This is a genomic window from Enterobacter sp. YSU (assembly GCF_016082135.1).
GTDB lineage: Bacteria > Pseudomonadota > Gammaproteobacteria > Enterobacterales > Enterobacteriaceae > Enterobacter > Enterobacter hormaechei_C.
In genome coordinates this window covers 2,318,044-2,341,942 of record NZ_CP059487.1, presented here as the reverse complement: position 1 = coordinate 2,341,942, position 23,899 = coordinate 2,318,044, and the positions used below count along the sequence as shown (strand labels likewise).

Below are 23,899 nucleotides of genomic sequence, written 5' to 3'. Positions count from 1 at the left end.
GGAGCGCATATGGAAATCACCGAATCACGTCGTTTATATCAACAACTTGCCGCCGAGCTGAAAGATCGCATCGAGCAAGGGGTCTATCTTGTCGGTGATAAACTTCCCGCTGAGCGTTTCATTGCGGATGAAAAAAGCGTCAGCCGTACGGTGGTCCGCGAAGCCATCATCATGCTGGAAGTGGAAGGGTATGTTGAGGTACGCAAAGGTTCCGGCATTCATGTGATTTCCAGCCAGGCGAAACACTCCCCCACCTCGGACGAAAGTCTGGAGTTTGCTAGCTACGGTCCGTTTGAGCTTCTCCAGGCTCGCCAGCTGATTGAAAGCAACATTGCGGAATTTGCTGCGACGCAGGTGACCAAGCAAGACATCATGAAGCTGATGGAAATCCAGGATCATGCGCGTAAAGAAAAATGTTTCCGCGATTCCGAATGGGACCTGCAATTCCACGTCCAGGTCGCCCTTGCGACTCAGAATACGGCGCTGGCGGCAATCGTTGAAAAAATGTGGACTCAGCGCGTTCACAACCCGTACTGGAAGAAATTGCACGATCACATTGATTCCCGCACGGTAGATAACTGGTGTGACGACCACGACCAGATTCTTAAGGCTCTGATTCGTAAAGATCCGCATGCGGCGAAACTGGCAATGTGGCAGCACCTGGAGAACACCAAACAGATGCTGTTTAATGAAACAAGTGATGACTTTGAATTTAACGCTGACCGCTATCTTTTTGCCGATAATCCGGTCGTTCACCTCGATACCGCGACCAATCTCGCAAAATAATCCCCCGAACGGCTGGCAGGCGCACCGCCGCGCCTTCCGGCCAGACAGGGTAAGAAAACCTCTATAGTGTCAGCCTTTGTAAAATTTCTCGCTCCCCTCCGTGGCTTACGCCAAAATCGTGTTTCCCCTCAAATTCTGTGACGCAGAACGTCGGGCTTTGTTACAATTGGATTCACTTCGTTATTTTGTAAGTTAGTGCTTGCTAACCAGCCAATTAACAGGGAACAGTGTTGGCCACACATCAATGTGTCCGCGAGCGACCATAATGAAATCATAACAATGTCGCCGTGCTGTTTTCCCGAATGACAGGCGTGACGTTAACCGATTTCCAGGAACACTGAATGGAACTTTTGACCCAACTACTGAACGCCCTCTGGGCTCAGGATTTCGAAACGCTGGCCAACCCGTCCATGATTGGCATGCTCTACTTTGTGTTATTTATGATCCTGTTCCTTGAGAACGGTCTGCTGCCTGCTGCCTTTTTACCCGGCGACAGCCTGCTGGTGCTGGTCGGGGTGCTCTGTGCAAAAGGGGCGATGGCTTTCCCGCAAACGGTCCTGCTTTTGACCATTGCCGCCAGCCTGGGCTGCTGGGTGAGTTACATTCAGGGGCGATGGCTGGGTAACACGCGAATCGTTCAGAACTGGCTTTCGCACCTTCCGGCCCATTACCACCAGCGAGCGCACCACCTTTTCCATAAGCATGGGCTTTCCGCCTTACTGATCGGCCGCTTTATCGCATTCGTACGCACCCTGCTGCCCACCATTGCGGGCTTGTCCGGCCTGAGCAGTACGCGCTTCCAGTTCTTTAACTGGATGAGTGGCTTGCTGTGGGTGCTGATCCTGACCACGCTCGGCTACGCGCTGGGTAAAACGCCGGTCTTTATGAAATATGAAGATCAGCTGATGTCTTGCCTGATGCTGCTGCCCGTCGTTCTGCTGGTGTTTGGCCTGGTCGGGTCCCTGGTCGTACTGTGGAAGAAGAAATACGGAGCCAGGGGTTAACGATGGTCATCTCCCCGCTCGCGATGCGCCGCTTCTCTTACGCTATCGTCGCGCTGATGATGTTCAGCGCTCTTATCCTGCTGTGGTCTGCGCTACAGCATCAGGAGTCGACGCTGGCTATCCGTCCTGTGAGCCAGGGAACCAGCGTGCCGGATGGTTTTTCCATCTGGCATCATCTGGACGCAAACGGGATCCGCTTTAAGAGCATCACGCCGCAAGACGATGTGCTGCTGATAAAATTTGACTCCAGTGCGCAAAGCGCCGCGGCGAAAGCCGTGCTGGACCGCACGCTGCCGCAGGGTTACATCATTGCGCAACAGGATGATGACAGCCACGTAGCCTCCTGGATGTCACGGTTACGCGACACGTCGCATCGATTTGGTTAACGACTAAGATTCCGAATATTTTCACCTACTTTGGTGAAACTCCCGTTTACTTACTATGCTTAAGTACGCGGAGCACCCCTCAGATGTTCTCCGCATAGTTCTGGAACACGGTTTACGCCGTAACACAATGGAAGGTTTCTATAATGAAATACCGCATCACTCTGGCTCTGGCCCTTTTTTCTTTAAGCACAGCTTCCTTCGCTATGTCTCTTTGTCAGGAGAAAGAACAGGATATCCAACGCGAAATCAGTTATGCCGAAAAGCATAACAATCAGCACCGGATCGACGGGCTGAAAAAAGCGTTGAGCGAAGTGAAAGACAACTGTACGGACAGCAAGCTGCGTGCCGATCATCAGGAAAAAATCGCTGAACAGAAGGACGAGATAGCCGAGCGCCGTCAAGACCTACAGGAAGCGAAAGAGAAAGGTGATGCGGAAAAAATTGCCAAGCGCGAGAGGAAGTTGCAAGAGGCGCAGGACGAACTGAAAGCGCTGGAAGCTCGCGATTATTGAGTTAACGGAAATCTCAACAGGAGAGAATCATGTCAAAAGATACAACTTCAGAAAATCTGCGCGCTGAACTGAAATCCCTGGCGGACACCCTGGAAGAGGTGCTGAACTCTTCTGCGGATAAATCGAAAGAAGAAGTAAGTAAACTGCGCAGCAAAGCGGAGCAGGCACTGAAAGAGAGCCGTTACCGTCTGGGCGAAACCGGTGACGCGCTGGCGAAACAAACCCGCGAAGCGGCAGCGCGCGCAGACGAATATGTACGTGATAATCCATGGACGGGTGTAGGTATTGGCGCCGCAGTGGGTGTGGTGCTGGGTGTCCTGCTGACGCGTCGTTGATTATGGAAGATCCACGTCACGCACAAGGGCCTGCTAAAAACGTCCTCGGCATCGGCCAGCGTATTCTTACGACGCTGGTCGGGATTGCCGAAACGCGCGTCCGGCTTGCGGTAGTGGAGCTGGAAGAGGAGAAAGCCAACCTCTTCCAGATGCTGCTCATGCTTGGGCTTACGATGCTCTTTGCCGCGTTTGGTCTGATGAGCCTGATGGTGTTAATCATCTGGGCTATCGATCCACAGTATCGTCTGAACGCGATGATTGCGACTACCGTGGTTCTGCTGGTGGCGGCGCTGATAGGCGGTATCTGGACCCTGCATAAAGCGCGCACGTCGACCTTCCTGCGCCATACGCGCCAGGAGCTGGCCAACGACCGCGCCCTGCTGGAGGATGATAAGTCGTGAGCGACAAAGCCGAACGTCAAAAGCGGAAAGCGTATCTGTTGAGCCAAATCCAGCAGCAGCGGCTGGATTTGTCTGCCAGCCGTCGAGACTGGGTTGAAGCCACGCATCGGTTTGACCGCGGCTGGAACACGGTCCTGAGCCTGCGCTCATGGGCGCTGGTCGGCAGCAGCGTGATGGCGATCTGGTCGGTTCGGCATCCTAACATGCTGATCCGCTGGGCACGCCGCGGCTTTGGCGCCTGGAGCGCCTGGCGGCTGGTGAAAACCACGCTGCGACAACAGCAGTTGCGCTAGCCTTCTTGCCGGGTGACGCTGCGCTTACCCGGCCTACGATTGCGTGTAGGCCGGGTAAGGCGTAGCCGCTACCCGGCAAAACCCCCTCCCTTACTCAATATCTTTGAAGAAGATTAACAGTTTTCCTTGCTAACATTTGCCATCCGCCCCGTTTACACTCCTCTCCATCGACAGCAAAGACGCGGTATCTACCCGAATTTGCAAGCAAATAACGTTTAGCCGCTGATGTGGTTTCCTGGAGAGTAAAATGAAAAAATTAGAAGATGTTGGTGTACTGGTAGCGCGTATTCTGATGCCTGTTCTGTTCATCACCGCAGGCTGGGGCAAAATTACCGGCTATGCGGGCACTCAGCAGTATATGGAAGCGATGGGCGTGCCGGGGTTCCTGCTGCCACTGACCATTCTGCTTGAGTTCGGCGGCGGCCTGGCAGTGCTGTTCGGTTTCCTGACCCGCACTACGGCGCTGTTCACCGCAGGCTTTACCCTGCTGACCGCGTTCATCTTCCACAGCAACTTTGCGGAAGGCGTGAACTCCCTGATGTTCATGAAAAACCTGACCATCGCGGGCGGCTTCCTGCTGCTGGCTATCACGGGTCCGGGCGCCTACAGCATCGACCGTCTTCTGAATAAGAAGTGGTAAGCAGGCTATACTGATTACATTCAAAGCGAGGAGACATCTCCTCGCTTTTGCTATCTGACGGAGGAGTAAAAAATGGGACAACTCGTAGACGGCGTCTGGCAGGATGTCTGGTATGACACCAAATCCACCGGTGGACGCTTTAAGCGCTCTGTTTCGGCCTTCCGTAACTGGCTGACCGCCGACGGCGCACCCGGCCCGAGTGGCGAAGGGGGCTTTGCGGCGGAAAAAGATCGTTATCATCTGTATGTTTCTCTCGCCTGTCCGTGGGCGCACCGCACGCTGATTGTGCGCAAACTTAAAGGTCTCGAATCGTTAATTCCGGTTTCGGTGGTCAACCCGCTGATGCTGGAAAACGGCTGGACGTTCGACAGTGGCTTCCCGGCCGCGACGGGTGATGAGCTTTATCATCACGATTTCCTGTATCAGCTCTATCTGCGCGCCGATCCGCACTACACCGGACGCGTAACGGTGCCTGTGCTGTGGGACAAGAAAAACCAGACGATCGTCAGCAATGAATCCGCTGAAATCATTCGCATGTTCAATACCGCGTTTGACGCGCACGGTGCCCGTGCCGGGGATTACTACCCGGTTGAGCTGCGCGAGAAAATTGACGAGCTGAACGGCTGGATCTACGACAACGTTAACAACGGCGTCTACAAAGCGGGCTTTGCCACCAGTCAGGAAGCGTACGACGAAGCGGTCGGCAACGTGTTTGGATCCCTGGAGCGCCTGGAGCAGATCCTCGGCCAGCATCGTTATTTAGCGGGCGATCGCCTCACCGAAGCAGACATCCGCCTGTGGACGACGCTGATCCGCTTTGATCCGGTATATGTCACCCACTTCAAGTGCGACAAGCATCGCATCAGTGATTACCTGAACCTGCACGGTTTCCTGCGCGACATCTATCAGATGCCGGGGATTGCGGAGACGGTCAATTTTGACCATATTCGCACCCACTATTTCCGCAGTCATAAGACCATCAACCCAACGGGCATTATCTCCATTGGCCCGTGGCAGGACCTGGATGAACCGCACGGGCGCGACGTGCGTTTCGGATAATTATTTAGGGAATCAATTGATTCCCTTTTTTAATTCACAGCATACATCTATCCTTACCTCGATCGCTTAGAAAACAAGTGATTGACTGATTAAGAGGCAAGGAAAAATGGACTGGTATTTAAAAGTACTGCGCAACTACGTTGGATTTGGTGGCCGTGCCCGCCGTAAAGAGTACTGGATGTTCGTTCTGGTGAACTTCGTCCTGATTATGGTGCTGGGCATTGTGGACAAGATCCTCGGCTGGGAACGCGAGGGGGGTGAAGGCATTCTCACCACCATTTATGGTGTGTTAGTTCTGCTGCCTTCATGGGCCGTACTGTTTCGTCGTCTCCACGACACAGATCGTTCGGCGTGGTGGCTGCTGTTGCTGTTGATCCCGCTTATCGGCTGGATCGTGATTTTGATTTTCAACTGTCAGAGCGGAACGCCGGGCGAAAACCGCTTTGGTCCGGATCCTAAGGCAAGCGCGTAAATTCTGCCCGGTGGCGCATACGCTTACCGGGCCTACGCTTATTTGTTGTGGTGGGCAAAGAGCCTGGGAATTTCACGCAAACACCACGATTTGGCTTCGCCCATGCTGTCGCGACGCCACGCCATAATGATATCCACTTCGCTGGTGTATTCCGGGCTGACGACGCGCAGCCGCCCTTCTGCAATGTCCTTTTCGACAAACGGATACGGCATAGTCGCCACGCCCAGCCCCGCCAGGAGTGCCTGTCGCTTATCTTCCAGCGACGTTACCGTCAGTCGCGGCTGTTTATCCAGCAACTGTACCGTTAACACCGGGCGCTCTCGGGCGGTATCCGCGACCGCCACACCGCGGTATTTCACGCGCGTGACCTCAGAGAGCGGCTCCGGCTCCTGATGGATAGGGTGATCCGGGGCGGCGACGTAGACGTTCATCACGCTGTACAGTTTGCGCGAATTGATTTCTGACGATGAGCGGAAATGCATGTCCGGCGCAATCACGATATCCGCCCTGCCCGTCTCAAGACGCTCCCACGCCCCGGCCAGCACCTCAGTGATGATCGACAGCTGGGTATTGGCTTTCGCGGCCAGTCTGTCCACCAGCGGGAACAGCGCCTCGGTGGGCACCAGCGCTTCGGTCACCAGCGTCAGATGGGTTTCCCAGCCGCGGGCCAGCGCTTCGGCATCCGTCGTCAGCTTATCCGCCGCTTCCAGCAATACGCGGCCGCGCTCCAGCAGCATCCGCCCAACGTTGGTGAATTTTGTTCGATGACCGGAGCGATCGAAGAGCACAACATCCAGCTCCTCTTCCAGCTTTTGCATGGTGTAGCTCAGGGCAGACGGAACGCGCCCCAGTTCATCTGCCGCCGCGGCAAAGCTGCCGCGCCTGTCAATCGCGTCCATGACGCGAAGCGCCTCAAGCGTCAATGCTCTCTCTTTAGCCATCTCGTTCTCATTCAGGAAATTTGAACATACCAGGCAGAATATCTGGCTAACAATGCAGCGTCCATACCTTTACCATTGATTTAGTGTAAAGAGAGGTCAAGTTTATGATTACGACAAGAACAGCGAAACAGTGCGGACAAGCCGATTTCGGTTGGTTGCAGGCCCGCTACACCTTTTCCTTTGGACACTACTTTGACCCTAAACTCCTCGGTTACGCTTCACTGCGCGTATTGAATCAGGAAGTGCTCGCCCCGGGCGCGTCCTTCCAGCCGCGCACGTACCCTAAAGTCGATATCCTGAACCTGATCCTGGAAGGCGAGGCAGAATACCGCGATAGCGAGGGCAATCATGTCCAGGCGAAGGCTGGCGAGGCGCTGTTAATTTCCACGCAGCCAGGTATTAGCTACAGCGAGCATAACCTCAGCAAAGATAAAACGCTGACCCGCATGCAGCTGTGGCTGGATGCCTGTCCGGAACGGGAAAATCCGCTGGTGCAAAAAATCGATCTGAAGGGCGATCAACAGCAGCTGATTGCCTCGCCAGACGGCAGCAAAGGCAGCTTGCAGTTACGCCAGCAGGTGTGGCTGCACCATATCGAACTGAAAAAAGGTGAACAGGCGAGCTTCCAGCTTCATGGCCCGCGTGCCTATTTGCAGTCCATTCACGGAACGGTGCATGCGGTCACGCATACGGAAGAGAAAGAAGCGCTCACCTGCGGTGACGGGGCGTTTATTCGTGACGAAGCGAATATCACTCTGGTTGCCGATACGCCGCTGCGCGCGCTGCTGATTGATTTGCCGGTTTAAGATCAACACGCCCCCTCGCTCGATCGGTTCCCTCTCCCTATGGGAGAGGGTTAGAGTCAGGGGTAACGGGTTGGATTAAATCACAACACCTTACTCGCCATAATTTCAATGATCTGCCGGTCCGTCGCCTGCATTGCGCGGCACGCCAGGGCGCACAGGTTAGCGATAGACTGTTCCACGTCGTGCGCCACAATCCCCTCGTTACCCGTCACGGCAGTATCATCCAGCGCCATCATCACGGCTTTCCAGGCGCTGGTAACGCTGGTCGAGACCTTCATTGCGCAGCTGTTAGAAGCCCCATCGCAGATCATCCCGCTCACGTCGCCGATCATACTGCCGATCGCCATGGCAATGGTCTGGTAAGAACCGCCCATCAGCCACGCCATCCCCGCCGCTGCCCCCATTCCGGCCGTTGTCGCCGCGCACAACGCGGACAAGCGCGGAAGCTGGTAGTGGATATAGATAGCCGACAGATGCGAGAGCATCAGCGCCCGCGCCAGCCGTTCGTCATCGGCCTGAACGTGCTCAGCCACCACCACTACCGGCATGGTGGCGGTGATGCCCTGATTCCCGGAACCCGAGTTGCTCATCGCCGGCAGCGTCGCGCCTCCCATGCGGGCATCCGAGGCTGCGCTGGTGCGGATAATAATGTCTGAACCCAGATCCTGCGCCATCCAGCCGCGTGCGCGCTGTTTATTGAGCGTCGCGCCAATATGCAGCCCCCAGTTGCCACGCAAACCTTCGCGGGAGAGCGCATCGTTCAGCCGCCCCGCATCGAGGATAAAGCGGATCGCGTCAAACGGCACCTGCTCTACAAACTCAAGGATCTGCGACAGCGTGGTGGTCGAGAGTACCGCCAGCGGATCGTCGTTGTTCTGGCTCTGACGATCGTCAAGCCTGAAGCGCGTTTCGCCCTGACAAACTACCTCCACCACGCGAGTGTGCCCGCCAGCGATGGTCACCATCGCCGAGGATTCACCGACGTAAACGCAGGCGCGTGAATAGAGGATCTCCTCGCACGGCTCCTGCAATTTCACCTGCACCAGACCTGCGTTCAGCAGTGCTTTGGCGCGCGTTAGCGCCTCGGCCGACGCATCTTTCAACACCTCCAGCCCGGCGTGTGCATTACCGCCTGTCGCCCCCAGCGCGGCCGCGATGGGTAAACCGACCATACCGGTGCCGGGCACCGTTACGCCAAGCCCGTTTTTCATCAGGTTCGGCGATACCCACGCCTCGATACGCGTCACCTCACCGTCAAGCTGTCCGGCAGCCATCGCGCACGCCAGCGCCAGCGAGACGGGTTCGGTACAGCCCAGCGCAGGCTTTACCTCTTCCTGCACGGCGCGAATAAAATGGTTCCATAAAGGATTAATTTGCTCAGACATCGTTACGACCTTATTTAACCTCATGAGAAGGCGAGGAAAGGAGAAACACAAAGCAGCAGCCCGGTAATCACAATAATCACCAGCGATACGCCTTTATATTTATGAAGTGCGGGCACTTTGTAGACCAGCCACGCCGGAATTAAGCAGCCCACCATCCCGAAAATAGGGCTACAGATGGAGGTGAAGCTCAGCACCGGCGCGTTTAACACAATCGCGCTCCAGGCCAGCAGGATAGCGAACAGCATAATCCCGCGCTGGACGGTGCTTTCATTGATTTTCTCCGCCGGCATTTTGCGGCGCAGGATGTTCATCACGATGCCCTGCGTCGCCTCACGAAAGCCGAGATAGACGCCAAAGAACGCGGTCATCACGGCAAAAATGTTGAGGATCACGCTGACGATTTTGACCCAGCCCGCACCGTCACCGCTGATGAACTGTGCTGCGATTGCCAGGGCGGAAATATTCTGCTCGTAGGCTTTTACCGCCTCGTCGTGCCCCATCGCCAGCGTAAAGGAGACCGCGTAGAAAAAGACCGTCACAAACAGCACGCCAAAAGCGATATTCATTGCCCGCAGCGCCTTATGACGCGCCACCTCTACGGATTTTTCCCGTGAACGATAGGAAATCACCATCGGGCTTAATGTCTGAATAAACAGAATGGAGGTTAAGGTGAAAGGCAGCGTAATAATGGCATTTTTAATCAGCAGGCCCATCGGCGGCAGCATACCGACGTTGGCTAAATGCCAGAGGCAATCATCGAAAGCCCCAGCGCCGCCACCACAAATAATTTGGTCAGCACCATCAGGCTGGAGACTTTAAACAGCAGTTTTTCACCGCGCGACGAAATGGCGACCAGAATGCAGATCAGGAATAAGCCGTAGAACGGATTTTCCGACAGCAAACCGTCGGTTACGCCGAAGGTGTGTAGGTAAGATGCGCTGTCGTTGGTGATAGCCGTGGAATAGACAAACATCCAGATCACCAGCATCACAAAATAAAGCGCACCCAATAAGATGCCCCAGTTTTTACCTAAATAACCGCTAATGACGCTCGGGTAATCTTTGCATTCCGGTGATTCCGCCAGCGTATTAATAAACAGGCGCTGGAACAGGTACATAGCCGGATAACCAATTATCGACGAGAGTAAAAACACCCACAGCCCCATTAACCCGACCTGCACCGGAAGAAAAACGATGCCCGCGCCGATAGCCATCCCGATACTCATGATGACCCAGCCCGTATCGGTGCTGTCGAATTTGATCGCCTCTCGCCATTCGCTTTCGCTCATTCCCGCCCGCCTTGCCGCAGGGGAATCACTCACAATCACACTGCTGTTTGTTGCCATATTCATTGGGCACTCGCTTATTTTGTAGGGTAACTGGTTGTTTTTATAAGGTTCCGTTCGCCAGCGATTGCGAGTCAGAGGGTGCAGGTGTGAGTTATTGATATGGGAAGATCATATCCGGAGCGCGGGAGAAAAAAGTCACAACTTTTATAGGGATTTTCTAAAGCGAGAGAATAATATTACTTCGGGATAGCAGAAAGGAGAGTAAGTTTTCTAAAATTGACGGCGTTCACAAAATTAAAAGCCTCCCCATTTGAGGAGGCTGAAGATGAAGCCTGTATTACATCGCCTGCGTAAACGTCCTCGAAATCACGTCCTGCTGCTGCTCGCGCGTCAGGGCGTTAAACCGCACCGCATAACCTGAAACGCGGATCGTCAGGTTCGGATAGTTCTCCGGATGGGCGACGGCATCCAGCAGCATCTCCCGGTTCATCACGTTGACGTTCAGGTGTTGCCCGCCCTCAATGGTCGCTTCGTGATGGAAGTATCCGTCCAGCAGCCCGACAAGGTTGGTTTTGCGCACCGGCTCGTCCTTGCCCAGTGCCTGCGGCACGATGGAGAAGGTGTAGGAGATCCCGTCTTTGGCATAGGTGAACGGCAGCTTGGCGACCGAGGTTAACGACGCCACCGCCCCTTTTCTGTCGCGCCCGTGCATCGGGTTGGCGCCAGGCGCAAACGGCGTGCCGCCGCGACGTCCGTCCGGCGTGTTGCCGGTCTTCTGCCCGTAAACCACGTTGGAGGTGATGGTCAGGATCGACTGCGTCGGTACCGCGTTGCGGTACGTCGGCAGCGCCTGGATTTTCTTCATAAAGCGCTCAACCAGATCGCAGGCGATACTGTCCACGCGATCGTCGTTGTTGCCGTACTGCGGATAGTCGCCTTCGATGACGAAATCGACCGCCAGGCCAGTGTGGTCGCGCACCGGTTTTACCGTGGCGTACTTGATGGCCGACAGGGAATCCGCCGCCACCGACAGCCCGGCAATGCCGCAGGCCATGGTGCGGTAGACGTCCCGGTCGTGCAGCGCCATCAGCGAGGCTTCGTAGCTGTATTTATCATGCATATAGTGAATGAGATTCAGCGCGCTGATGTACTGCACCGCCAGCCAGTCCATGAAGTGATCGAGGCTCGCCATTACGGTGTCGTAATCCAGTACCTCATCCAGCAGCGGCTCGGTTTTCGGCCCCACCTGGATCTTCAGCTTCTCATCCACCCCGCCGTTGATTGCATACAGCAGCGTTTTCGCCAGGTTGGCGCGTGCGCCGAAGAACTGCATCTGCTTGCCGATCACCATCGGGCTGACGCAGCAGGCAATGGCGTAGTCGTCGCTGTTGAAGTCGGCGCGCATCAGATCGTCGTTCTCGTATTGCAGCGAGGAGGTGACGATCGACACCTGCGCGGCGTATTTCTTGAACGCGATCGGCAGTTGTTCGGACCAGAGGATCGTCAGGTTTGGCTCCGGCGCAGGCCCCATGGTGTGCAGGGTATGCAGGTAGCGGAAGCTGTTTTTGGTCACCAGCGTGCGGCCATCCAGCCCCATGCCGCCAATCACTTCCGTGGCCCAGATCGGATCGCCGGAGAAGAGCGTGTCGAACTCCGGCGTGCGCAGGAAGCGTACCATGCGGATCTTCATGATGAAGTGGTCGATCAGCTCCTGGGCCTGCACCTCATTCAGCCGTCCTGCCTGCATGTCGCGTTCAATGTAGATATCGAGGAACGAGGCCGTGCGCCCCAGCGACATCGCCCCGCCGTTCTGGGATTTCACTGCGGCAAGGTAGGCAAAGTAGACCCACTGCACCGCTTCCTGCGCATTCATCGCCGGACGTGAAATATCAAAGCCATAGTTCGCCGCCATCTGCTGGATCTGGAGCAACGCACGTTTATGCTCCGCCAGCTCCTCGCGCAGGCGGATCGTGGCCTCCAGTTCTTCTCCGCGCTCCAGTTTCCCCTGGAGATCGGCGAACTGAAGTTCACGCTCGCGCACCAGATAGCTGATGCCGTACAGCGCCACGCGACGGTAGTCGCCGATGATGCGTCCGCGCCCGTAGCCGTCCGGCAGACCGGTCAGCACCCCCGATTTGCGGCAGCGCATCATCTCCGGGGAGTAGACGTCAAATACGCCCTGGTTGTGGGTTTTGCGCAGGTCGGTGAAGAGATATTCAAACTGCGGATCCATTTCGCGACCGTAGGCTTCGAACGAGCTGCGGATCATGTTGATCCCGCCGTACGGATGCAGGGCCCGCTTGAGCGGCTTGTCGGTTTGCAGGCCAACGATCGTCTCCAGCTCCTGATCAATATAGCCCGGCCCGTGCGCGGTAATGGTAGTGGCGATGTTGGTGTCAAAATCCACCGGAGCGTGAGTAGCATTCTCCTGACGAATGCCGACCATCACCTTCTGCCACAGCGCCGTCGTTGCTGGCGTCGCCTGCGCGAGGAAAGCTTCATCGCCTTCATAAGGGGTGTAGTTATGCTGAATAAAATCGCGCACGTTAATGGCGTTTTTCCATTCTTCACCGCGAAACCCGGCCCATGCGTCGCTGTAAGGCGCGACGCCCGTATCGATTGTTACTTTCATCAGATTCTCGCTTTATCAGGCGTAAGCCGCAGCCGGAGTAACCTTCCCAAGACGGAGGGCGTCCAGCGCGATCATTTTTTCTTCATTGGTAGGGATCACCGCGCAGGCCGCGCGGGACGACTCGGTAGAGATCACGCGCTCGCCCGCGCTGCCCGGCAGGGCATTTTTGGACTCGTCGAGGATGATGCCAAACACCTTAAGATGCTCCACCACCAGCGCGCGGATAAGCACGGAGTTCTCACCGATCCCGCCGGTAAACACCACGCCATCCAGACGGTGCAGGGACGCGGCATGACCGGCGATATGTCGCGCAATCCGGTGGACAAAGGTCTTTATTGCCAGCCGCGCCCGCTCGTTGCCGTCATGCCAGGCTTTCTCCAGCGCGCGCAAATCGGAGGAGATGCCAGAGATCCCCAGCAGCCCGGACTCTTTGTTGACCACGCGCTCCAGATCCTCGAACGACTGGCCGGTCTGCCGGGCAATCCACGCCATCGCGCCAAAATCCACGTCGCCGCAGCGTGTGCCCATCACCAGTCCTTCAAGCGGCGTCATCCCCATGGACGTGTCCACGCTTACGCCGTTACGCACCGCGCAGATGGACGCCCCGTTGCCGAGATGGGCAATCACCAGGCCGCTGTCATCGGGAGAGAGCCCGAGCAGCGCGTGCGCCTGCGCCGACACGTAGCGGTGAGAGGTGCCGTGGAAACCGTAGCGGCGCACGCCCAGCTCTTCAAAATAGCGGTACGGCAAGCCGTACAGATACGCCTGCGGCGCCATGGTCTGGTGGAAGCTGGTATCAAATACCGCCACCTGCTGCACGCCGGGGAACAAGCGCCCGGCGGCTTCCACGCCGCTCAGGTTGGCGTAGTTATGCAGCGGCGCCAGCGGGGAGACCTCGCGGATCTGCGCCATCACCTCTTCCGTGATCAGGGTCGACTCGCTGAAGAGGTCGCCGCCGTGGGCAATGCGATGGCCAATCAAGGCCACGCTGCCCATCAGGTTGCGTTTCTCCAGCTCCAGGGCGATGGCGGCCAGCGCCCCTTCGTAGTCCTGGTGAGCCAGTCTGACCGGCTCCCCCCCATTCACGGAAATAAAGGCTTTTTCTGTGTTGATGCCGTCCGCAATGCCCGTCATCAGGGCATCGCAGCCTGCGGCGTCCAGCACCGAGAACTTAACAGAGGACGATCCGCAGTTAATGACCAGTACTACCGGAAACTCAATCATGGTATGGCTCCGCTCTTCCTGAGCTTTGGTTTAAAACAGTTTGTACACGATGTTCAGAATGGTCAGCAGGCCGACCACGGTTACGAAGATGTTCTCGGTCCGGCCTTTGTATTTCGCCAGCGCAGGCGCCTTGCGGATGGCGTACATCGGCAGCAGGCACAGCAGAGAGGCGATAATTGGCGCGCCCATGGCTTCAATAAGGTCCAGGATGTTCGGGTTGGCGTAGGCCACAATCCAGGTGGAGCCCATGATGAAGACCATGCTGATGGTGTTCAGCTTGCCGACGGAAACTTTCTTCTTGTCGCCCTTGTAACCGAACTTGAGGATCAGACCGTTTAGCCCCTCCAGCGTGCCCAGATAGTGGCCGAAGAAGGATTTAAAGATAGCGACCAGCGCGATGATGGAGGCGCCGTATTCCAGCACCGTGGCGAACGTGGATTTACTGCCTGACATCGACGCGAAGTGGTTCGCCAGGTAAGAGAGCACCGGAATGTTCTGCGCTTTGGCGTCCGCCATGTTCTGCGGAGAGAGCGTAAACAGGCAGCTAAAGGCGAAGAACATCACCACCGCCACCATCAGCAGGCTGGCGCGACCAATGATTTTGGAACATTTCTGCTCGGTAAACTCTTTCCCGAACTCTGGTTCGTACTCTTCGCGTTTGGAGACCACAAACGAGGAGACGATAGGCGAGAAGTTGAAGGAGAAGACCATGATGGAGATCCCCAGCCACACCGTGACCAGAATGCCGTCATGACCGGTGAAGGCGATATCGCTCAGGTTAACCTGGTCGATCACCGCCGAGTTCCAGTACGGGATCAGCGAGAGAGAAATCAACACCAGGCTGGCGATGAACGGGAACACAAGGTAGCTCATCACTTTCACCATCAGGTCTTTACCGAACCAGATAACAAAAGCCATCAGCAGCAGCAGGAATAGCGCCACCACGCCGCGGTTCAGGGCGGGCATCTGGAGCTGGTTTTCCCAGAAGGTCATAAAGGTGTTGGTAATGGTGACGCCGTAAATCCACAGCAGCGGGCAAATGGCAAAGAAGTAGAGGAAGGTGATCACCACCCCTCCGGTCTTACCAAAATGCTCCTCCACCGTTTCGGTGATGTTGCCGGAGACGTTACTGCCGGACAAACACAGACGCGCCAGCGCGCGGTGGCAGTAAAACGCAATCGGGAACGCGAGTACCAGCATCAGCAGGATAGGGATCAGGCCGCCAAAGCCTGCACGGATAGGGAAGAACAGCACGCCTGCGCCAATGGCGGTACCAAACAGGCCGAGCGTCCAGGTGGTATCCGATTTACGCCAGGTGGACGTTTTTGTCTGGCCAACGATAATGCTTTCTGTGTTGCTCATAAGTCATCCTTTATGCGTCAACGAAGCCGGTAATTTGGGAAACACGGGAGAGATCGATATTGCCGCCGGAAATAATGCAGACGGTTTTTCGGCCCTGAATATAGTGGTCCAGCTTGCCGCTTAATAACGCCGCGCACGCCAGCGCACCGGCACCTTCCGTGACCACCTTATTTCGCTGAATAAGCGCGATCATGCTGTTGCGAATCTCGTCTTCGCTGACCAGCACAATGTCATCGACTAATTCACGAACAATTTCGAAGGTTAAATTACCTGGGCGAGACACGTCGCAGCCGTCAGCTAATGTGCCGGTAACACGATGACTGGTTATTTCTCCGGCCTGATACGATGCCGCCATTCCGTGCACATTTTCAGACTGCACGCCGATAATATTGATAGTTGGGTTGATGGATTTAATTGCTGTCGCAATACCGGCAATTAAACCGCCGCCGCCGATGGGGACAACCACGTTATCCACGTCATATAAATCTTCGAGGATTTCCAGGCCGATGGTGCCCTGGCCGGCAATGACTTTCGGATCGTCGTAAGGCGGGATAAAAATGCGCCCTTCCATCTCGACGATTTCGCTCACTTTGGCGATGGTGTCGTTAAAGTTTTCGCCGTGCAGCACCACTTCGGCGGAGTAGTCGCGCGTGGCGGCAACCTTGGATTTCGGCGCGCCCATCGGCATGACCACTTTGCCGTCGATGCCGAGCATGGCGCAGGAGAGAGAGACCCCCTGCGCGTGGTTCCCTGCGGAACAGGCCACCACGCCCTTGCGTTTTTCCGCATCGGTCAGCGAGCTTAATTTATTAAACGCCCCACGTATTTTAAACGAACCGGTACGCTGCATATTTTCAAATTTCAGGAATATCTCACCCTTACACCGTTCGCTCAGATAATTCGAGCGCGGCATACCGGTTTTATAGATCTTTCCCGCCAGTCTTTTTCTGGCGTCCTGAATATCTTCAATGGTCACCGGGAGATCGTAAGTAATGTGCATAATATCCTCGTTATAATAATTCATTGTTTTCAGGCAAAGTCAGGGTATCAGAGCGTTAAAAAGCGTCGCTCCGGGTGTTTTAAATCATCATTATTTCTATCGTCGTTTTTCGATATTCATCGACGAATATTGTTTTGCCAGTTCAACTAATACTGACGCCGATTTTTTAATACTGTAATTTTTTGACCACACGGCGGCATAACGCGCCACGGGTAATTCATCTTCCACCGGCAGAACAATAAACTGGTCCGAGCCGAATGGCGCAATCATGTCACGGGGGATCACCGTCAGGTAATCGGCATTGAGGACAAGGTTATAGATGGTGACGACGGAATCGGTCTGGACGATGTTTTCAATGCTGATGTGGTTGTCTTGCAGGGTGGTCAGGAGTTCGTTGTAGTAGCCCATATCGGTTTGCGGCATCACCCACTGCTCGTGCGTGAGCGATGCCAGTCTGGTCGGGCCGGTGCACGTTCGTGATTTACTCGCCACCAGCACAAACTCGGATTCAAACAGTGGCTCAACGTGAAGATCCTGAAGCTGCATCCCGTCGCTCAGCGTGCCGATGGCGAAATCCAGCCGGCCATCGCGAATGGCGGGCAGGAATGAAGAGAGCTGCGCTTCATACATTGAGACGCGCGCTTTCGGGAACACTTCCTTGAATTTTTTGATCATCCCGGACAGGAAAGTGAAGCCAATCAGCGACGGATAGCCAAAAGAGACGTCCATGACGGTACTGAAACTGAGGCTGTTAATCTCGCTCACCATGTTTTTCATTTCGCGGGTGATCGACTCAGCGTAGGACAGCAGCACCTGACCGGCGGCAGTGAGTTTTACGCCGGTGTTCTTACGCACCATCACTTCCACCCCAAAGTAGGATTCGATGTCGCTGATGATTTTGCTGACGGCAGGTTGCGTCAGCCCCAGTTGTCTTGCAGCAGAACCTATGGAGCCACTTTTGATGACTTCCTGAAATACCACGAGGTGCTGTGTTTTCGGTAGAATAATAGTATTCATAATATTCTGCGCTTATTTCCCTATGACGCAGCGGATTCTACCCAATATTGTTTCAGGGGGTATGTGCTGTTACTCACAATTTGCCAGGACGCTCTGTTTTCAATCGCACCCGAAATCTATTTATGTCTTTATAAATCAAATGCTTATTACAATAAAAATACGCATTTACGCTGATATCGATCAATAAAAAACGCGGTAATAAATTTATTTTATGGCAATAACCAGCGTGAATTTTTTTGCTTTAAAAATATTAATAAAGGCTATCTTTCAGGCAATTAAAGGTTAATAAAACACCATTATCCCTTTAAAACATTTTTGTGGTTTATCAACTTTACCAGGAATATTTATTCACTTTCCGGTTAAAGAGTGGGATATATCACACATTCACCAGAAGAATGTTTTTAGATTCAATATTAAATTATCAAATGAATAACATTCGGCATCACTGACTAAACATTTACAACATCTGCTCAACACTAAAATTTTCTAATTTTATAGAGTTAAATTTTGTGATTACGATCATGCGCAGCAGATGAGAGGAACACACAGTCAACCAAATAGTGAAATGTGCTTGGCGTCGCAAAATTGAGAATTGATGTCGTTTGGCGCTTCGCTTACCCGGCCTGCAACCTTCAGAAAACAAAAACCCCGCCGAAGCGGGGTTTCGTAAGAAGTTGAAGCTGACCGATAAGCCGGGTTCTGTCGTGGACAGTCATTCATCTAGGCCAGCAATCGCTCACTGGCTCAAGCAGCCTACCCGGGTTCAGTACGGGCCGTACCATGTGAACCCCTATTTGGCCTTGCTCCGGGTGGAGTTTACCGTGCCACGGACTGTTACCAGCCGCGCGGTGCGCTCTTACCGCACCCTTTCACCCTTACCTGATCCCGCTTGCGCGGGCCATCGGCGGTTTGCTCTCTGTTGCACTGGTCGTGGGTTTCCCCCCCAGGCGTTACCTGGCACCCTGCCCTGTGGAGCCCGGACTTTCCTCCCCTCCGCCCGTCTCCCCCGAAAGGGACGACGACGAAGCGGCGACTGTCTGGTCAGCTTCGGCGCGCAGTATAGAGGGTTTGCGCGCCGCTGTCACCCCTGGCTACGCATGCCTACCTGCAATGTGGCCGCGATATTCCGCGAGGCGCGGTAAATGTTGTCATATGCTCCCTGGAACGCCTCTTCCAGTGAACCGATACTGGTCAGTACGCTGAACACCGCGTCGATGCCGTACTGATGCACCACACCCACATCCTGCGTCAGACTTCCGGCAATCCCGATCACCGGCTTATGGTATTTTTTGGCGACGCTCGCCACGCCGACGGGCACTTTGCCATTAATGCTCTGGCTGTCGATGCGCCCTTCCCCGGTCAGCACCCACGTGCAGTCGTGAATATGTTCTTCAAGATTGAGCGCCTGAGTGACAATCTCGATGCCGCTTTTCAGCTCAGCGCCCAGGAAGGCCATCAGCGCTGCGCCCATGCCGCCCGCGGCGCCAGCCCCCGGAACCCGGTTGACGTCAATGCGCAGCGATTTTTTGATCACCCCGGCGTAGTGGCTAAGATTGGCGTCGAGTTCGAGGATCATCTCCTCCGTGGCGCCTTTTTGCGGGCCAAAGATACGCGACGCGCCGCTTTCACCGACCAGCGGATTCGTCACGTCACAGGCGACGCGGATTGCGCATCCCTGAAGACGCGGATCGAGATCGGAAATATCAATCCGGTTAAGCGCCATCAGGCTGCCGCCGCCGTAGCCGATCTCCGTCCCGTTCGCATCCGTAAACTTCGCGCCCAGCGCCTGCATCATGCCTGCGCCCCCATCGTTGGTTGCGCTCCCGCCGATACCGATAATGATGTTGCGCGCGCCTTTATCCAGCGCGCTGAGGATCAGCTCCCCCGTCCCGCGCGACGTCGTGACCAGCGGGTTACGCTGCGCGGGAGGAACAAGCACCAGGCCGCTGGCGGCGGCCATCTCGATAAACGCGGTGGTACCGTCGCCCGAGATCCCCCAACTGGCCTTCACCTTTTCCCCTAACGGGCCGGTGACGACAGCCTGCTGCCAGGTGCCCTGCGTCGCAGCGATCATCGCTTCAACTGTACCTTCTCCGCCGTCAGCAACGGGAACAGACACGTAATGAGCGTCGGGGAAAATTTCCCGAAATCCTTTTTCTATCGCCTGCGCCACCTCGGTGGCAGACAGGCTTTCTTTATAAGAGTCTGGCGCGATTACGATTTTCATAGTTGTATGCCTGAGCCGTAGGCCCGGTAAGCGTAACGCCACCGGGCAGGACGTCATTAGCGAGCAATTTCAACCTTCGCCAGTTTTTCGTAATAGCACGCTAACGCGCTGTGATCGGCGGTGCCCAGACCGTCCGCACGCAGCGCCTGCATCATCTCCATGACGGCGGCAGTCAGCGGCAGCTGCGCGCCCACGCCGTGGGAGGTATCCAGCGCATTCGCCAGATCCTTAATGTGCAGATCGATGCGGAAGCCCGGCCTGAAGTTACGATCCATCACCATCGGCGCCTTGGCATCCAGCACGGTGCTGCCCGCCAGACCACCGCGAATGGCCTGATAGACCAGATCCGGATTAACGCCCGCTTTGGTGGCCAGCGTCAGCGCTTCGGACATGGCCGCGATGTTCAACGCCACAATCACCTGGTTTGCCAGCTTGGTGACGTTGCCTGCGCCAATTTCACCGGTGTGCACCACGGAGCCAGCCATGGCTTTCATCAGGTCGTAGTATTTGTCGAACACAGCTTTATCGCCCCCCACCATCACCGACAGGGTGCCGTCGATGGCTTTCGGTTCGCCGCCGCTGACCGGCGCATCCAGCATTTCCACGCCTTTCACTTTCAGCGCCTCGCTGATTTCGCGGCTTGCCAGCGGTGCGATAGAACTCATGTCGATCACCACCAGACCCGGCTTCGCGCCGTCGATAATGCCGTTCTCACCCAGCGCCACCTCTTTCACGTGCGGGGAGTTTGGCAGCATGGTGATAATCACGTCGCACTGCTCAGCAATCGCTTTTGCGGTTGTCGCCGTTTCTGCGCCAGCCGCAATCACCTCTGCCACCGCGTCTGAATTACGATCTAAAACCACCAGTGAGTAACCTGCTTTGATGAGGTTTTTGCTCATTGGTTTGCCCATGATACCCAGGCCAATAAAACCCACTTTCAGCGTCATAATCTGTTTCCTCAATGATGGTTATTTTTTAAAAGCGTCCGCTAATTTCTGCGTGGCGGCGCGGAATACGCCGAGATCGCTGCCCACGGCAACAAACGTTGCGCCCCACTCCAGGTAGCGGCGGGCATCGGCTTCCACTGGCGCCAGAATGCCGCACGGTTTACCGTGCGCTTTGGCACGGGCAAAAATGTGCTGAATTGCGCGCTGCACGTCCGGATGGCTGGCGTTGCCCAGATGACCAAAGGCGGCCGCCAGATCGCTCGGGCCGACGAAAATGCCGTCTACCCCCTCCGTCGCGGCAATAGCGTCGACGTTATCGACCCCCTGCTGGCTCTCGATCTGAACCAGAATGGTGATGTTCTTGTTGGACTGAGCGAAATAGTCCGGCACGGTGCCAAACATGTTGGCGCGGTGCGAGACGGACACGCCGCGGATCCCTTCCGGTGGATAGCGGGTCGCCGCCACGGCCAGCACCGCTTCTTCTTCCGTTTCAACAAACGGGATCAGGAAGTTGTAGAAGCCGATATCCAGCAGACGCTTGATGATCACCGGCTCGTTGGTGGGCACACGCACCACCGGCGCGCTGTGGCTGCCTTTCAGCGCCATCAGCTGCGGAATAAACGTGTTGATATCGTTTGGCGCATGTTCGCCGTCCAGCACCAGCCAGTCGAACCCGGCCAGGCCCAGCACTTCGGTGCTGATGGGGTTAGCCAGCGCAGACCAGCAGCCAATCTGAATCTGGTGCGCCGCGAGGGCCGCTTTAAATTTATTCGGGAAGATGTCGTTACTCATTACTTATACCTTTTTTAATTCCGCAGTTTTAGCCAGTAGCTTTTCTTATTTATTCCGACTCAGCGTCAGCGTTATATTTATTTTCCTGACTGAATTTTGGCGTTATAAAATCGTCATTCAGTATAATCGTCACCACCCGGCAGCACATTGTCTCAATGCTCAATTATCCAACGGGAGTAGCACGCTATTTTGAGCATATGCCCAACACAGTGGGCGCTGATGCACAGAATCAACGATTAGTGGTTCGGGAGCGATCGCGATCACATTCTCACCTTTCCTCTCCTGGCATTCTTTATTTCCTCAATAAGAAACAATTAACCATCTGGCTATATTTAGTATCAGATATTTTGCTGGAGAAGAGTGAACAATGGCCGATATTGAAATTCGACAGGCGTCGCCGACGGCGTTCTATATAAAAGTGCACGATACCGATAACGTGGCGATTATTGTCAACGACAATGGCTTAAAAGCTGGCACCCGCTTTCCGGATGGCCTGGAGCTGATTGAGCACATTCCGCAGGGGCATAAAGTCGCACTGGTCGATATCCCGGCGCAGGGCGAAATCGTGCGCTACGGCGAAGTCATCGGCTATGCGGTGCGCGCTATCCCGCAGGGTAGCTGGATTGAGGAGTCGCTGGTTGAGCTGCCCACCGCCCCGCCGCTGGAGTCGTTGCCGCTGGCTACCCGCGTCCCTGAGCCGTTGCCTCCGCTGGAGGGTTATACCTTCGAGGGTTACCGCAACGCGGATGGCAGCGTGGGAACCAAAAACCTGCTTGGCATCACCACCAGCGTGCATTGCGTGGCGGGCGTAGTGGATTATGTGGTGAAAATTATTGAGCGCGATCTGTTGCCGAAATACCCCAACGTTGACGGCGTGGTGGGTCTTAACCACCTGTACGGCTGCGGCGTGGCGATCAACGCGCCCGCAGCGGTCGTGCCGATCCGCACGATTCACAATATCGCCCTTAACCCAAACTTTGGCGGTGAGGTCATGGTGATTGGTCTCGGCTGTGAAAAATTGCAGCCAGAACGCCTGTTGCAGGGTACTGAGGATGTGAAAGCCATTCCGGTTGACGATGCCAGTGTTGTGCGACTTCAGGATGAACACCATGTCGGCTTCAGATCGATGGTCGACGACATTTTACAGGTGGCAGAGCACCATCTGGAGAAGCTGAACAAACGCCAGCGTGAAACCTGCCCGGCCTCTGAACTGGTCGTTGGGACACAGTGTGGCGGCAGCGATGCGTTTTCCGGCGTCACCGCCAACCCGGCAGTCGGTTATGCCTCCGATCTGTTCGTGCGCTGCGGCGCCACGGTGATGTTCTCCGAAGTCACCGAAGTACGTGATGCTATCCACCTGCTCACGCCGCGCGCCGTCAACGAAGAGGTGGGCAAACGCCTGCTGGAGGAGATGGCCTGGTACGATAACTATCTCGACATGGGCAAAACCGACCGCAGCGCCAACCCGTCTCCGGGTAACAAGAAAGGCGGCCTGGCCAACGTGGTGGAAAAGGCCCTCGGGTCGATTGCCAAATCCGGCCAGAGCGCGATTGTGGAAGTGCTCTCCCCTGGCCAGCGACCAACCAAACGCGGTCTGATCTACGCGGCAACGCCTGCCAGTGATTTCGTGTGCGGTACCCAGCAGGTGGCGTCCGGCATTACGGTACAGGTCTTTACCACCGGGCGCGGCACGCCGTACGGCCTGATGGCGGTACCGGTGATCAAAATGGCGACCCGCACCGAGCTGGCAAACCGCTGGTATGACTTAATGGATATCAACGCGGGCACCATCGCCACCGGGGAAGAGAGTATTGAAGAGGTGGGCTGGAAGCTGTTCCACTTCATTCTGGATGTGGCAAGCGGGCGGAAGAAAACCTTCTCCGATCAATGGGGATTGCATAACTCGCTGGCGGTGTTTAACCCGGCGCCGGTGACCTGATGGCCCCTCACCCAGCCCTCTCCCCACCGGGGAGAGGGTAAAAAACCGCACCGGGCAGTCCCCTCTCCCCTATGGGGCTGAGGGTTCCCCACAAAATAATGCCTGCACAGACGGCCCCCTCTCCCTTGAGGGAGAGGGCTGGGGTGAGGGGGAACATACGGCTCAGGTGGTCATTCCGTTCACTTTATGTTCCTTGCTACTCTGTCACGACATGAGCGGTGAACGTGCCAGGGTGGCTCAGTCGCCACCACCCTGGCGACCCGGGCTTCCGGCGGAAAATCGCCGCTTCGCGGTGCCTTCGGCTTATTCCTTCCGGCTTATCGGGGACGGGCGGAGGTAACATCCCTGTAAAGCCCGCCCTCTCGGCGCATCCCTGCGCCTCGCCCCGGCCTACAGGAAACGCCTCAGCGATTTACAGCCGGACCGAGGCATCGCTGAAAGCCCTCAGTTA

Annotated in this window: 22 protein-coding genes, 1 other RNA gene and 1 pseudogene; 12 read left to right on the top strand and 12 right to left on the bottom strand. The window is 55.7% G+C overall.

Going from position 1 to position 23,899, the window contains the following annotated elements; translation table 11 throughout:
* Nucleotides 1-9: 9 nt before the first annotated feature.
* The 10 genes from exuR to H2Z33_RS11320 all read left to right on the top strand — a co-directional run bounded on the left by exuR (nt 10) and on the right by H2Z33_RS11320 (nt 5,888).
* Nucleotides 10-786, top strand: a complete 777-nt coding sequence (exuR, locus tag H2Z33_RS11365) for a transcriptional regulator ExuR (RefSeq protein WP_047741492.1) — start codon at nt 10-12, stop codon at nt 784-786.
* 341 nt (nt 787-1,127) lie between these two features.
* The gene (yqjA, locus tag H2Z33_RS11360; protein WP_003862638.1) at nt 1,128-1,790 is read left to right on the top strand and encodes a DedA family general envelope maintenance protein YqjA; all 663 of its coding nucleotides are present in this window, start codon (nt 1,128-1,130) and stop codon (nt 1,788-1,790) included.
* Nucleotides 1,791-1,792: 2 nt separating this feature from the next.
* Nucleotides 1,793-2,176 carry an EnvZ/OmpR regulon moderator MzrA gene (mzrA, locus tag H2Z33_RS11355; RefSeq protein ID WP_047741490.1) on the top strand — a complete coding sequence of 128 codons (384 nt, stop codon included), beginning with the start codon at nt 1,793-1,795 and terminating at the stop codon, nt 2,174-2,176.
* 143 nt (nt 2,177-2,319) lie between these two features.
* Nucleotides 2,320-2,688: a DUF1090 domain-containing protein gene (locus H2Z33_RS11350; protein ID WP_017382428.1), complete on the top strand. Its 369-nt coding sequence runs from the start codon at nt 2,320-2,322 to the stop codon at nt 2,686-2,688.
* Between the two features lie 29 nt (nt 2,689-2,717).
* On the top strand, nt 2,718-3,023 hold the full coding sequence (locus H2Z33_RS11345) for a DUF883 family protein (RefSeq protein WP_003862645.1): 306 nt from the start codon (nt 2,718-2,720) through the stop codon (nt 3,021-3,023).
* Between the two features lie 2 nt (nt 3,024-3,025).
* A complete protein-coding gene (locus H2Z33_RS11340) occupies nt 3,026-3,424 on the top strand; it encodes a phage holin family protein (protein ID WP_003862647.1) in 399 nt (132 codons plus the stop codon).
* A complete protein-coding gene (locus tag H2Z33_RS11335) occupies nt 3,421-3,717 on the top strand; it encodes a YqjK-like family protein (RefSeq protein WP_003862649.1) in 297 nt (98 codons plus the stop codon). The genes H2Z33_RS11340 and H2Z33_RS11335 overlap by 4 nt, the downstream gene beginning before the upstream one ends.
* Before the next feature lie 247 nt (nt 3,718-3,964).
* Complete coding sequence (locus H2Z33_RS11330) at nt 3,965-4,357, top strand: DoxX family protein (protein ID WP_006812075.1); 393 nt, start codon at nt 3,965-3,967, stop codon at nt 4,355-4,357.
* 72 nt (nt 4,358-4,429) lie between these two features.
* Nucleotides 4,430-5,416, top strand: coding sequence for a glutathione S-transferase family protein (locus H2Z33_RS11325; RefSeq protein ID WP_017382429.1), 987 nt, complete (start codon nt 4,430-4,432; stop codon nt 5,414-5,416).
* 106 nt (nt 5,417-5,522) lie between these two features.
* Nucleotides 5,523-5,888, top strand: coding sequence for a DUF805 domain-containing protein (locus H2Z33_RS11320; protein ID WP_015571946.1), 366 nt, complete (start codon nt 5,523-5,525; stop codon nt 5,886-5,888).
* Between the two features lie 38 nt (nt 5,889-5,926).
* Here the strand turns inward: H2Z33_RS11320 and yhaJ are convergent, their stop codons facing one another.
* Nucleotides 5,927-6,829: a DNA-binding transcriptional regulator YhaJ gene (gene yhaJ / locus H2Z33_RS11315; protein ID WP_045911536.1), complete on the bottom strand. Its 903-nt coding sequence runs from the start codon at nt 6,827-6,829 to the stop codon at nt 5,927-5,929.
* 104 nt (nt 6,830-6,933) lie between these two features.
* Here yhaJ and H2Z33_RS11310 point away from each other — a divergent pair, with 104 nt between their 5' ends.
* The gene (locus tag H2Z33_RS11310; protein WP_003862658.1) at nt 6,934-7,635 is read left to right on the top strand and encodes a pirin family protein; all 702 of its coding nucleotides are present in this window, start codon (nt 6,934-6,936) and stop codon (nt 7,633-7,635) included.
* An 80-nt stretch (nt 7,636-7,715) separates the two neighbouring features.
* Here the strand turns inward: H2Z33_RS11310 and H2Z33_RS11305 are convergent, their stop codons facing one another.
* The 11 genes and pseudogenes from H2Z33_RS11305 to garL form a co-directional block, all read right to left on the bottom strand.
* The gene (locus tag H2Z33_RS11305; RefSeq protein ID WP_063135350.1) at nt 7,716-9,020 is read right to left on the bottom strand and encodes a serine dehydratase subunit alpha family protein; all 1,305 of its coding nucleotides are present in this window, start codon (nt 9,018-9,020) and stop codon (nt 7,716-7,718) included.
* 20 nt (nt 9,021-9,040) lie between these two features.
* Nucleotides 9,041-10,371: pseudogene (locus H2Z33_RS11300) on the bottom strand (hypothetical protein).
* 274 nt (nt 10,372-10,645) lie between these two features.
* Nucleotides 10,646-12,940, bottom strand: coding sequence for a formate C-acetyltransferase (pflB, locus tag H2Z33_RS11295; protein WP_047057413.1), 2,295 nt, complete (start codon nt 12,938-12,940; stop codon nt 10,646-10,648).
* A gap of 15 nt (nt 12,941-12,955) precedes the next feature.
* Nucleotides 12,956-14,164 (bottom strand): propionate kinase, encoded by a 1,209-nt coding sequence (tdcD, locus tag H2Z33_RS11290; RefSeq protein ID WP_045344033.1) that lies wholly within the window; start codon nt 14,162-14,164, stop codon nt 12,956-12,958.
* Between the two features lie 30 nt (nt 14,165-14,194).
* Nucleotides 14,195-15,526 carry a threonine/serine transporter TdcC gene (gene tdcC / locus H2Z33_RS11285; RefSeq protein WP_006812083.1) on the bottom strand — a complete coding sequence of 444 codons (1,332 nt, stop codon included), beginning with the start codon at nt 15,524-15,526 and terminating at the stop codon, nt 14,195-14,197.
* Between the two features lie 10 nt (nt 15,527-15,536).
* The gene (gene tdcB, locus H2Z33_RS11280) at nt 15,537-16,526 is read right to left on the bottom strand and encodes a bifunctional threonine ammonia-lyase/L-serine ammonia-lyase TdcB (RefSeq protein ID WP_063135376.1); all 990 of its coding nucleotides are present in this window, start codon (nt 16,524-16,526) and stop codon (nt 15,537-15,539) included.
* Between the two features lie 96 nt (nt 16,527-16,622).
* Nucleotides 16,623-17,543, bottom strand: a complete 921-nt coding sequence (tdcA, locus tag H2Z33_RS11275; RefSeq protein ID WP_006812085.1) for a transcriptional regulator TdcA — start codon at nt 17,541-17,543, stop codon at nt 16,623-16,625.
* 672 nt (nt 17,544-18,215) lie between these two features.
* An RNA gene (gene rnpB / locus H2Z33_RS11270) (RNase P RNA component class A) lies at nt 18,216-18,592 on the bottom strand.
* Between the two features lie 32 nt (nt 18,593-18,624).
* Entirely contained in the window at nt 18,625-19,770 is a 1,146-nt protein-coding gene (garK, locus tag H2Z33_RS11265) for a glycerate 2-kinase (protein ID WP_032672038.1), read from the bottom strand.
* 56 nt (nt 19,771-19,826) lie between these two features.
* The gene (gene garR / locus H2Z33_RS11260; protein WP_015571956.1) at nt 19,827-20,717 is read right to left on the bottom strand and encodes a 2-hydroxy-3-oxopropionate reductase; all 891 of its coding nucleotides are present in this window, start codon (nt 20,715-20,717) and stop codon (nt 19,827-19,829) included.
* Nucleotides 20,718-20,738: 21 nt separating this feature from the next.
* On the bottom strand, nt 20,739-21,509 hold the full coding sequence (garL, locus tag H2Z33_RS11255) for a 2-dehydro-3-deoxyglucarate aldolase (RefSeq protein ID WP_003862676.1): 771 nt from the start codon (nt 21,507-21,509) through the stop codon (nt 20,739-20,741).
* Nucleotides 21,510-21,876: 367 nt separating this feature from the next.
* On the opposite strand from garL, the gene garD reads away from it, so the two are divergent.
* Entirely contained in the window at nt 21,877-23,448 is a 1,572-nt protein-coding gene (garD, locus tag H2Z33_RS11250) for a galactarate dehydratase (RefSeq protein WP_015571957.1), read from the top strand.
* Nucleotides 23,449-23,899: the final 451 nt, after the last annotated feature.

Coding starts and splice junctions, on each gene's coding strand:
- exuR (WP_047741492.1), top strand. CDS start 10: ATGGAAATCACCGAATCACGTCGTTTATATCAACAACTTGCCGCCGAG.
- yqjA (WP_003862638.1), top strand. CDS start 1,128: ATGGAACTTTTGACCCAACTACTGAACGCCCTCTGGGCTCAGGATTTC.
- mzrA (WP_047741490.1), top strand. CDS start 1,793: ATGGTCATCTCCCCGCTCGCGATGCGCCGCTTCTCTTACGCTATCGTC.
- H2Z33_RS11350 (WP_017382428.1), top strand. CDS start 2,320: ATGAAATACCGCATCACTCTGGCTCTGGCCCTTTTTTCTTTAAGCACA.
- H2Z33_RS11345 (WP_003862645.1), top strand. CDS start 2,718: ATGTCAAAAGATACAACTTCAGAAAATCTGCGCGCTGAACTGAAATCC.
- H2Z33_RS11340 (WP_003862647.1), top strand. CDS start 3,026: ATGGAAGATCCACGTCACGCACAAGGGCCTGCTAAAAACGTCCTCGGC.
- H2Z33_RS11330 (WP_006812075.1), top strand. CDS start 3,965: ATGAAAAAATTAGAAGATGTTGGTGTACTGGTAGCGCGTATTCTGATG.
- H2Z33_RS11325 (WP_017382429.1), top strand. CDS start 4,430: ATGGGACAACTCGTAGACGGCGTCTGGCAGGATGTCTGGTATGACACC.
- H2Z33_RS11320 (WP_015571946.1), top strand. CDS start 5,523: ATGGACTGGTATTTAAAAGTACTGCGCAACTACGTTGGATTTGGTGGC.
- yhaJ (WP_045911536.1), bottom strand. CDS start 6,829: ATGGCTAAAGAGAGAGCATTGACGCTTGAGGCGCTTCGCGTCATGGAC.
- H2Z33_RS11310 (WP_003862658.1), top strand. CDS start 6,934: ATGATTACGACAAGAACAGCGAAACAGTGCGGACAAGCCGATTTCGGT.
- H2Z33_RS11305 (WP_063135350.1), bottom strand. CDS start 9,020: ATGTCTGAGCAAATTAATCCTTTATGGAACCATTTTATTCGCGCCGTG.
- pflB (WP_047057413.1), bottom strand. CDS start 12,940: ATGAAAGTAACAATCGATACGGGCGTCGCGCCTTACAGCGACGCATGG.
- tdcD (WP_045344033.1), bottom strand. CDS start 14,164: ATGATTGAGTTTCCGGTAGTACTGGTCATTAACTGCGGATCGTCCTCT.
- tdcC (WP_006812083.1), bottom strand. CDS start 15,526: ATGAGCAACACAGAAAGCATTATCGTTGGCCAGACAAAAACGTCCACC.
- tdcB (WP_063135376.1), bottom strand. CDS start 16,526: ATGCACATTACTTACGATCTCCCGGTGACCATTGAAGATATTCAGGAC.
- tdcA (WP_006812085.1), bottom strand. CDS start 17,543: ATGAATACTATTATTCTACCGAAAACACAGCACCTCGTGGTATTTCAG.
- garK (WP_032672038.1), bottom strand. CDS start 19,770: ATGAAAATCGTAATCGCGCCAGACTCTTATAAAGAAAGCCTGTCTGCC.
- garR (WP_015571956.1), bottom strand. CDS start 20,717: ATGACGCTGAAAGTGGGTTTTATTGGCCTGGGTATCATGGGCAAACCA.
- garL (WP_003862676.1), bottom strand. CDS start 21,509: ATGAGTAACGACATCTTCCCGAATAAATTTAAAGCGGCCCTCGCGGCG.
- garD (WP_015571957.1), top strand. CDS start 21,877: ATGGCCGATATTGAAATTCGACAGGCGTCGCCGACGGCGTTCTATATA.